The organism is Bacteroidia bacterium, from assembly GCA_037045145.1.
GTDB lineage: Bacteria > Bacteroidota > Bacteroidia > AKYH767-A > OLB10 > OLB10.
Map to the genome: position 1 here is coordinate 41,572 of JBAOIA010000014.1, position 9,715 is coordinate 51,286.

The following is a 9,715-nucleotide window of genomic DNA, read 5'->3' on the forward strand; positions in this document are numbered from 1 at the left end:
GCTTATTTTTGTGCCTTGCGAATTTATATATTACCTGAATAAAAAATAACGATGTTAAAAAAATTATGGCAAGCAAAATAAAATTTATTGAAGTAAAGTCAGAAATTGGAGCCGGTACCAGAGGCGCAAGCCTTGGGGTTGATGCAATAAAAATAGCAGCCTTAGACTATGGCAGCTCACTTTTCAACAGGATAGAAAGTGTAGAAATCAAGACAGAAAACCAGATGCTTTTCGAAACAGCAGCTACACCTTATGCTAAACGAATAAAAGGTATTGTGGCCATTTATGAGCGTGTGGCAAAGGCCGTTTCAGAAACATTAAAAAATAAAGATTTTCCTATTGTTTTGGCCGGTGATCATAGTACTGCAGGTGGCACAGTTGCCGGGATAAAAATGACTTATCCAAAGTCCAAGTTGGGGGTAATCTGGATTGATGCTCATGCCGATATTCACTCTCCTTATACAACGCCCACAGGAAATGTTCATGGCATGCCTATGGCCGCAAATCTAGGTGAAGATAATCTTGCACACAAAATCAACAAACCCGATAAAGAGACTGTTGACCTTTGGACAAAGATGAAGAAGATAGGAGGAATGTCGCCTAAGATTACCTATAAAGATATAGTCTATATTGCTGTAAGAGATATTGAACCTCAGGAAGCTTATCTTTTGAAGAAGCACAATGTAAAGATGATTTCTGCTGCTGAAGTAAAGCGTATTGCAGTGGAGAAAATAGTGCGTAATGCATTGGCGCATCTGTCACATTGTACACATATTTATGTTTCATTTGATGTGGATAGCATGGATAGTTCTATTTCTAAAGGCACAGGTACTCCGGTACGCAATGGAATTTCTGAACGTGATGCAGGAAAGCTTTGTGTAAGGTTGGTGCAAAATGAAAAAGTTTGTTGCTTCGAAATTTGCGAAGTCAATCCAACACTTGATAAAGAAAATCTGATGGCTGAAAATGCTTTTGAGATTTTGCAGCGTGTGGTCAATCAAATTAATCATTGATAATTTTCAATGCAAACACCCGTGACTGCTAATTTTAAAAAAAATATTCTCACCAAAATACCGGAAGGGTATTATCCTTTAATGGAAAAATTTTATACCATTCAGGGCGAAGGATATCATACAGGAAAGCCTGCTTTTTTTATCAGACTTGCCGGTTGTGATCTTGGTTGTGTTTGGTGCGATGTTAAAGATTCGTGGGAGGCATCAGCATCAAATCTTATTGCTGTTAATGACCTGTTGAAAGATGTGGCAGAGAGTAAAACTCCAAATGTTGTAATTACAGGTGGAGAACCTGCTGCATATAATTTAACCACGCTAACCAACGCATTATCTGCGAAAGGCTACAAAGTGTGGCTTGAAACTTCCGGAGCATATCCTTTATATGGGAACTTTGACTGGATATGTGTTTCACCCAAAAAATTTAAACCCCCGATGGATTCTGTTTTGCAAAAAGCAAGTGAACTGAAGGTGGTGGTTTTTAATGAGTCCGATTTTGAATGGGCAGAAGAAAATGCAAGTAAGGTTTCAGATACAGCAAAACTCTTCTTGCAGCCTGAATACAGTAGATTCGACAGAGTGATGCCGGGTATAATTGATTATGTTAAAAGAAACCCGCAATGGTCAATTTCTTTGCAGACTCATAAATATCTGAACATACCCTAACAGACATTTTATGGCAAAAAGAATTGTAATCATCAACGGCCCGAATCTGAATCTCCTTGGCAGGCGTGAGCCTGAAATTTATGGACATCAGACCTTTGATGACTTTGTATTGAAGTTGAAACTAGAATACCCACAACATAGTATTGAGATATTTCAGAGCAATGTTGAAGGAGAAATTATTAACCTTTTGCATAACGAAGGTTTCAAATCTGATGGCATTATTATAAATGCCGGAGGATATACGCATACCAGTGTAGCCATTGCAGATGCAATTGCGGCAATACCGTCACCGGTGGTTGAAGTGCATATTTCAAATATTTATTCACGCGAAGAGCACAGACATAAAAGCCTTCTTGCTGCAAATTGCCAAGGTGTAATTACGGGCTTTGGAATGAATTCTTACCGTCTTGCATTGATTGCATTATTAAACTCCTGACTTAAGGAGAGTAGGATGGAAAGGGAGCAACTTTCAAATCAGAATTTTCAGCAACGTGACTTAATTAAACAAACAGTTTTGCAATTAAACAAAGATTTATTGCCTTGTGGTTTAGTTGTAGAATGGAGTGGTGATACCTTTTCTGCTTATCAGGAAATTGTGATGCAGTTAGAAGCAATCATTTTTCAGTTGGCAAAAACGGGGTCTTCAAATTTAAATGCGTGGCTTTATAGAGTTGATATCCCTGAAAAGACATTAAAGAAAGTTTTAAATAAACAGGATAATCAGCAAGCACTTGCGCAAGCCATACTTGAAAGGACGTTTATAAAAATTATGTTCAGAAATAACTATCGGCAAGTTTGAAGGCCTTAATGTTAAAAGGTTATTCTTTCTCAACGACCCAAAATAACGTGTAGATTTTTTTTGTGAAAAGATTGAAATCCGACCTCTTACAGATGTGTTTGAGCCGTGGGTTTTTTGTTTTTGTTATGAAACATAATTTAGGATTTGTCGTAATAGTGAATGACAAAATTGAGGTCAACTATATACAATACAAAAAGGAAATTAGTATTATTTTTTAACTTATGAAATCTTTACAATACGTATTCTTAAGTCTATTTTTTGTAACAACAGCCTTTGCACAACCTGCCGGCACACGAGCTATAACAATCAACGATTGTAATTATCCTATTTTAGGAGTTGCGACCAATCATGCCTCTGATAAAATAGTATTAACCGCATCACAGGGACGTGTTTTTTTAATTAATGTAAGCGATGTAGAAACGAAAACAAGTGTTAGCCCTGTTTGGAAAAATTTAAATCTTAATGGATTAAAAAATGGCGGTAAGCCACAATTTAGCGAAGACGATAAGTATATTTTATTGCAAGAATCTTCTGCACTTAAAACAGCAATTACATCCAGAAAAGTAAAGGATGTTAAATATTATATTTTGAATAGCACAGATGGGAAAGTGATTTCTGAAGGGGACAATGTAAACTCTGTGCAGTTTTTAAACAATAGCACACAAATTTTACTTTCATCAAATGATGGTATAGTGGTTAAAGATTTTTTAGCAAACAAAGTGATTGCTCAGCTAAAAGTTGAAGATTGTGAAATGGCTGCCATTAGCCATGATAGCAAATTAATTGCACTTTCTTTTGACCCCGATAAAGCTGCTTTTAAAGAAGTTGAATCTATTGGAAAGAATAAAAGTGAACTAAAAACAGCCAGAAAGAACAAAAGACTAATTAGTTTTTACAGCTATCCGGATTTAAAGAAACTCTATAATTCAAAAGAAGAAATAGATGTTGTTTATTCCATAAAATTCAGCAAAGATGATAAACAGACCTACTTACTATCGCACAATGTGGTTGCTGAACGAATTGGAACGGGTGCTTTAAATGGCATATCAATGGCTGCTGCTGATAATCGAAGACAAACAAACATACAGGTTTTAGATGCCGGTAATGGTTCTCTGGTTAAGGAAATTTATCATGCAACAGCAGAGCCTGATGCAGATTATAAGTTTGGCACTTACGATAATGTTTTCGGATATTCTGATAATGATGGGTTTATTGGGTGGAAACGTAAACTTGTATTAATAGACAATAGCAACCATAAAAACAAAGTTGGACAATACCGTTACCAAGGCCGAAGAGGAAGTTCAAATCTATTTCCGATATATTTTTCTTTTAATAAAACAAAACCCGTAGCCTACTTATCAAATGGCACAAAGCTTATAGAATGGAATTATGAAACCCTAAAAGAATATACTGATTATATTGAAGGGCAAGATAACGACTCCTTGCAATCATTAGCAATTAATCAGTTGAATACGGATTTAGAAAATCCGGGGAGTGATTTAGCGAAAAACATAATAAAACTAAACATAACCGGAATATACTTATTTGATTTAACCGTGCAGAAAAAAGGGCAGATAGTTACCATTTTTGCAGAATCGGATGACAAAACCGATATCCCAAAACAAAATGCTCTAAAGGATTTGTTGTTGAAATATAAATTTAAAGACATTGTTGTTTCACCAAATCAGCGGTTAAAATTCAGATACACCTTTAATATTGAAAATAACATATAACCAATTAAATAATTCAAACAAACAATAAAAAATGAAAAATCTAATTTTAACTGGCCTTACAATAGGTTTAGCAAGTGTGATGAGCTATGCTCAAAAATACGATGAAATGAAAACCACGTGGGAAATAGAAGCCACACATCCTTTTACTGAAACCGGCTTAAGCGAAGAAAAGGCAATTGTACATGGTAGTAATGAAAAAATGTTTACCATGGTCTCTACTGTTGACGGTAAAGTAAAATGGAGTAAAAAGTTTAAAGAAATTGATGAGCAAATTGGAAAAGTAGATTTGCAAATTCCAATGTACGAATCAAACGCAGTGTTTTTATTTGACAAAAAAGCAGGTAAAGACCAAATGGTAGTGGTTGATATGGAAACAGGAACAAAGCTTTGGAGCACCAATAAATATCAAGGTATTGACGACCCGGATGAGGTTATTTACATTGCAGAATTGAATGCATATGCCATTGTAACCAAAACAAATTTAACGATGGTAAAGGCCAGAACCGGAGAAGAACTATGGTCAACTGTTAAATTTAGCACACCTGTTGGAAAATACTTTTATGATGAGCAGGAAAATGCAATTGTTATCATTAGCATGCCCAGAAACGCATGGCAGGCAATGTTTAAAGGATTCAGAAATCAGATTTTAAAAATCAATGCCAAAAACGGTGATGTTTTATGGGAGCAAACTTTTGTTGGAATCGTAGAGAGAAAAATCGTTACCCGCGAATCGGTTGCCAAAATATTTTTAAGAGGCGATAAGTTGTTTTTACAATTGAATGGCTTGCAGGTTTATGAATATAAAACAGGAAGTCCAATTTGGGCAGCAGCTTACGATGTAACTTTTGCAAGAGAATTAGTAAGGCCTAAAGTTTATGGACAAGTTGTAAGATTTGGTGTATATGAAGCCATTGCACAGCCATTATATGACGGTGAGTATGTTTACATTTTAGATGTAAAAAGCAGAAAAAGTCAATATTTAAAAAAGTATGAAGTCAACTCAGGCAAACTCATTTGGACATCACCCGAAATAAAAGATGCCAGAGTTATTCCGGGTTTATATAAAATTGATGATAAAATTATTTTACAAATTGGAGGTGCAGTTGAAGTGCAAGCAATATCAAAGCAAACTTATGGTAATGGCTATGTACAATGGACACAATATTTCAGAACGATAAAATATCAAAATGTTAAACCTTACGAAGTGCAGGCTTTTAGTACTAATGATGGTACAAAATCATGGGACTCTGAACGCTTTAGAAAAGGAATTACAAATATTTTCCCAAGCGGTAAAAATATTGTTGTTTCAAGCGGTAAGGCATTGTACTCTTTAGATTATAAAACAGGCAAAGAGGCCTATGAAATTGCATTAGGCGATGATGATATTGGGTTGGCAGAAAAAATTGTTAATCCTGCAGAGTTAGGTGACAATGTAAGTAAAGACAATGTGATTGTATTAGGGGAGAAGGGAGTTTCTTCTCATAACATTGCCACGGGTGCAAAGGTGTGGGCCGTAAAAACTAAAAAAGGAGAGTTTTCTGGAATTTTCGGAGAAAATATTTTCTTTGATACAGAGAAAGGAGATTATTTTTCTATAGATGCCAATTCCGGTAAAGCAAAATTTTTCGACTCACGTAAAAATTCAAAATCAATCGTTTCCTTAGACGGAAAAAGCATTTATGTGTTTGAAGGAAAGAAAATATTGAAAGTATCTGCCGAATAACAAAATAAAGAATCATTTTGATAAAAGTCCTGGCCATCAAAGTCAGGACTTTTTTATTAATGAATTACCGTTTGTTTATGTTGTATGAAAAGTATGGCTGTCATAAAACCTGTAGGTAAAGTTTTCATCTTAAAGTATAAATCATGTTGGATGGTTTGAAAGTTCGGAAGCTGTCAACGGATATAATTTTTGGAGAATGTAAACTTTCAAAACAAACCTTTCAACGATGCCAAATTATTAAACAAACAATTGCTCAACTCAACAAAGATTTGGCACCATTTGTTAAAATAATCACCTAGCAAGAAAATGCTTTTACTGCTTTTAACGAAATAACAATACAACAGGAAAAAATCATTCAACAATTATCTAAATTCGGCTCTACAGCACTCAGTGCTTAGCTCTACCGTGTTGATATTCTAAAAAGAATAATAAATCAAACTAGCAGTGTTGAACTACTTGCACCTTCCATATTAGAGCGCACTTTCATAAAAGTATATTAAAGAAACAATTACCAGCGTTAATAATGAACTGTTTTTTCTGCCGGCTTATTAAATGGCAATCTTAGTTGAGTATGAATTTGCCTTTTGCAACCTCAATGTCATTTGAATATATCTGATAAAAATAAATGCCTTTAGCAAGTCCGTTTCTTTTAAAAATATAATCTGAAGTATTGATATTAATGGCGTCAAACATTTTTTTGCCATCCAAAGATTTAATGATTAATGTTTTTAGATTATTGTTCTCGAAAGTAAACTTTAAATAATCGCTTGCCGGGTTTGGATAAATAGTAATGTTGTTATTCTTCAGATTATTTATTCCTGTAGTGTTTGTACAATAGTTTATTGTTCCATTCCATACACGGTCAGCAAACAGGCTGTTGAATGGATAGGTGATGCCATTACCCTCAAATATTTTCAATGCACCATTATCAATATACAAGGTTCCGGAGCCAACACCATTAGTGTATTTTAATCCGCTTGAACCACCGTTGGTGTTGGTTACATAAAATGCAACAGTGTCACCAGCATTCATGGTAATATTCATAGCAATCGGAATAAAGGTAGGCATGTCTATACCTGCGCTAACTACACTGGCGCTTCCTAAAAGTGTCCAGGCTGTAGGGTCTTGCAGGTAGAAAACCCTTGAACCATATTTGTAATATATTTCAAAAACACCCGATGCTACAGACAGGTTGGTGTAGATTCCATTGATTACTAAATTACTGTCTGCAATAACATCAAACATGGCTCCGGCAAGACCATTATTAGAGGAATAGGTAGTTGTTATAGAATCACATCCCGGTAAAGCACTTGTAATTTTTGACTGATTAACAATTGCCTGATTTTTTTGGGTATAAACAATTTCAGTGCTTTTTAGATTAGCATTTATTTCATCAATGTTGGTGGTGTTGCTTTGTGCATGAATATTTGCATTTACAAATAAACATGAGAGGAGTCCGAGTAAACTTTTTTTCATAATTTATAAATTTGAAACAAATATAAGATAAAAAAGCAAAAATCCCGGTACAGACATGCACCGGGATTTTTGTTTTTAGAGAATGTTTGAATTCTTAATTTTCAAAGTTCATTTTGATATTAATAATCCATTCCGCCCATTCCGCCCGGCATAGCAGGCATAGCAGGTTTGTCTTCTTTAATGTCGGCAAGTACACACTCTGTTGTGAGTAACATTCCGGCAACAGAAGCTGCATTTTCCAGAGCAACACGTGTTACTTTAGTAGGATCTATTACACCGGCAGTATGCATGTTTTCATATTTGTCTGAGCGTGCATTGTAACCAAAGTCGTCTTTGCCTTCTTTTACCTTTTGTACTACAATACTTCCTTCAATTCCGGCATTGCTCACAATCTGACGTAATGGCTCTTCAAGCGCACGTTTGATAATGGCAATTCCAGTTGTTTCATCATCGTTATCACCTTTAAGTTTATCTAAGGCTGTAATAGCACGAATGTATGCTACACCACCACCGGCAACAATACCTTCTTCAACTGCTGCACGTGTGGCATGCAATGCATCGTCAACACGGTCTTTCTTTTCTTTCATTTCAACTTCAGTAGCTGCACCAACATACAGAACGGCAACACCACCTGCTAATTTTGCTAAACGCTCCTGAAGTTTTTCTTTGTCATAGTCAGAGGTAGTTGTTTCTATCTGTGCTTTAATCTGATTAACACGCGCAGTGATGTCAGCTTTTTTTCCTGCACCGCCAACGATTGTTGTGTTGTCTTTGTCAATTGTGATTTTTTCGCAGGTACCTAAATATGAAAGGTCAGCATTTTCTAACTTGAATCCTTGCTCTTCAGCTATTAATGTACCGCCAGTAAGGATTGCAATATCTTCCATCATTGCTTTTCTGCGATCGCCAAAACCAGGAGATTTCACAGCAACAATTTTCAAAGAGCCACGGATTTTATTTACTACCAATGTAGCCAAAGCTTCGCCATCTACATCTTCTGCAATAATCAATAATGGCTTTCCTGTCTGAACTACTTTCTCTAAAATAGGAAGTAATTCTTTCATGTTAGATACTTTTTTGTCGTACAATAAAATGTATGGGCTTTCTAAAACTGCCTGCATTTTATCGGCATTGGTAACAAAATATGGAGAGATATATCCTCTGTCAAACTGCATACCTTCAACAATCTCAACTGTAGTTTCTGTTCCTTTTGCTTCTTCAACAGTAATAACACCTTCTCTTTTTACTTTCGCCATTGCTTCAGCAATTAGCTTTCCGATTTCGCTGTCGTTGTTTGCAGAAATTGTAGCAACCTGCTCAATCTTCTTATTGTCGTCACCAACTTCTTTGCTCATTTTCTTTAATGATGCAATTACAGCTTCAACAGCTTTATCAATACCGCGTTTTAAATCCATTGGATTTGCACCGGCAGTAACGTTTTTTAAACCTGTGTTTACAATTGATTGGGCAAGCACTGTAGCTGTTGTTGTACCGTCACCTGCAATGTCAGCAGTTTTTGACGCTACTTCTTTCAACATCTGAGCACCCATGTTCTCAATACTGTTGGTAAGCTCAATTTCTTTTGCCACGGTAACACCATCTTTGGTAATTGTTGGTGAACCGAATTTTTTATCAATAATAACATTTCGGCCTTTTGGTCCTAAAGTTACTTTTACTGCATTTGCCAATGCATCAACACCTTTTTTCAGGGCATCGCGTGCATCAAGGTTAAATGTGATTTCTTTTGCCATTTTACGTATTTTATTTAAGTTGTTTATTTATTTTTTTGTTTTCTTAAGCTTTTAAACAATTGCGAAGATGTCTGATTCACGCATGATAAGGTATTCTTTGCCTTCAACAGATATTTCTGTTCCTGCATATTTTCCATACAATACGCTGTCGCCAACTTTTACTGTCATTGGCTCATCTTTCTTGCCGCCACCAACAGCTACTACTTTACCTTTTTGTGGTTTTTCTTTTGCCGTGTCAGGAATAATAATTCCACTTGCTGTTTTTTCTTCTGCAGCAGCCACTTCTACAATAACGCGATCTGCCAGTGGTGTTAAATTAATTTTACTCATAGTAATAATGTGATTTAAATTGTTTGACTTTTATACTTTATAATTAATTTCAATTTGCCCATTATCAGTTTCTGTGCCATGACTATTTTACTGACAGATTTGCAATTTATGCCCTCGGCTTAAATAATAAAGGTGTCATAATTTCAGCATTATGGCACCTTTAAAAGTTATTAACTGACAAGATTATTTTGCTGGCTGTGTAGCAGGTTGCTGTGCAGGTTGTGCAT

Annotated in this window: 9 protein-coding genes; 6 read left to right on the forward strand and 3 right to left on the reverse strand. The window is 35.6% G+C overall.

Annotated features, from left to right (window positions below):
- Positions 1-65 precede the first annotated feature (65 nt).
- The 6 genes from V9G42_14330 to V9G42_14355 all read left to right on the forward strand — a co-directional run bounded on the left by V9G42_14330 (position 66) and on the right by V9G42_14355 (position 5,931).
- Positions 66-1,013, forward strand: coding sequence for an arginase (locus tag V9G42_14330; GenBank protein ID MEI2760603.1), 948 nt, complete (start codon positions 66-68; stop codon positions 1,011-1,013).
- 81 nt (positions 1,014-1,094) lie between these two features.
- Positions 1,095-1,676: a 7-carboxy-7-deazaguanine synthase QueE gene (locus tag V9G42_14335; protein ID MEI2760604.1), complete on the forward strand. Its 582-nt coding sequence runs from the start codon at positions 1,095-1,097 to the stop codon at positions 1,674-1,676.
- Between the two features lie 10 nt (positions 1,677-1,686).
- Complete coding sequence (aroQ, locus tag V9G42_14340; protein MEI2760605.1) at positions 1,687-2,112, forward strand: type II 3-dehydroquinate dehydratase; 426 nt, start codon at positions 1,687-1,689, stop codon at positions 2,110-2,112.
- Positions 2,113-2,127: 15 nt separating this feature from the next.
- Positions 2,128-2,475: a hypothetical protein gene (locus tag V9G42_14345; protein ID MEI2760606.1), complete on the forward strand. Its 348-nt coding sequence runs from the start codon at positions 2,128-2,130 to the stop codon at positions 2,473-2,475.
- Positions 2,476-2,696: 221 nt separating this feature from the next.
- Positions 2,697-4,208, forward strand: a complete 1,512-nt coding sequence (locus V9G42_14350; protein MEI2760607.1) for a hypothetical protein — start codon at positions 2,697-2,699, stop codon at positions 4,206-4,208.
- A 31-nt stretch (positions 4,209-4,239) separates the two neighbouring features.
- Positions 4,240-5,931, forward strand: coding sequence for a PQQ-binding-like beta-propeller repeat protein (locus V9G42_14355; GenBank protein MEI2760608.1), 1,692 nt, complete (start codon positions 4,240-4,242; stop codon positions 5,929-5,931).
- A 561-nt stretch (positions 5,932-6,492) separates the two neighbouring features.
- Here the strand turns inward: V9G42_14355 and V9G42_14360 are convergent.
- The 3 genes from V9G42_14360 to V9G42_14370 form a co-directional block, all read right to left on the reverse strand.
- The gene (locus V9G42_14360) at positions 6,493-7,407 is read right to left on the reverse strand and encodes a T9SS type A sorting domain-containing protein (protein ID MEI2760609.1); all 915 of its coding nucleotides are present in this window, start codon (positions 7,405-7,407) and stop codon (positions 6,493-6,495) included.
- A gap of 119 nt (positions 7,408-7,526) precedes the next feature.
- Positions 7,527-9,158 carry a chaperonin GroEL gene (gene groL, locus V9G42_14365; protein MEI2760610.1) on the reverse strand — a complete coding sequence of 544 codons (1,632 nt, stop codon included), beginning with the start codon at positions 9,156-9,158 and terminating at the stop codon, positions 7,527-7,529.
- A gap of 51 nt (positions 9,159-9,209) precedes the next feature.
- Positions 9,210-9,488, reverse strand: a complete 279-nt coding sequence (locus V9G42_14370; protein MEI2760611.1) for a co-chaperone GroES — start codon at positions 9,486-9,488, stop codon at positions 9,210-9,212.
- Between the last annotated feature and the right edge of the window lie 227 nt (positions 9,489-9,715).

What these genes read in the sequence shown, in the direction of transcription:
- V9G42_14330 (MEI2760603.1), top strand. Translation starts at nt 66, where the DNA reads ATGGCAAGCAAAATAAAATTTATTGAAGTAAAGTCAGAAATTGGAGCC.
- V9G42_14335 (MEI2760604.1), top strand. Translation starts at nt 1,095, where the DNA reads ATGGAAAAATTTTATACCATTCAGGGCGAAGGATATCATACAGGAAAG.
- aroQ (MEI2760605.1), top strand. Translation starts at nt 1,687, where the DNA reads ATGGCAAAAAGAATTGTAATCATCAACGGCCCGAATCTGAATCTCCTT.
- V9G42_14345 (MEI2760606.1), top strand. Translation starts at nt 2,128, where the DNA reads ATGGAAAGGGAGCAACTTTCAAATCAGAATTTTCAGCAACGTGACTTA.
- V9G42_14350 (MEI2760607.1), top strand. Translation starts at nt 2,697, where the DNA reads ATGAAATCTTTACAATACGTATTCTTAAGTCTATTTTTTGTAACAACA.
- V9G42_14355 (MEI2760608.1), top strand. Translation starts at nt 4,240, where the DNA reads ATGAAAAATCTAATTTTAACTGGCCTTACAATAGGTTTAGCAAGTGTG.
- V9G42_14360 (MEI2760609.1), bottom strand. Translation starts at nt 7,407, where the DNA reads ATGAAAAAAAGTTTACTCGGACTCCTCTCATGTTTATTTGTAAATGCA.
- groL (MEI2760610.1), bottom strand. Translation starts at nt 9,158, where the DNA reads ATGGCAAAAGAAATCACATTTAACCTTGATGCACGCGATGCCCTGAAA.
- V9G42_14370 (MEI2760611.1), bottom strand. Translation starts at nt 9,488, where the DNA reads ATGAGTAAAATTAATTTAACACCACTGGCAGATCGCGTTATTGTAGAA.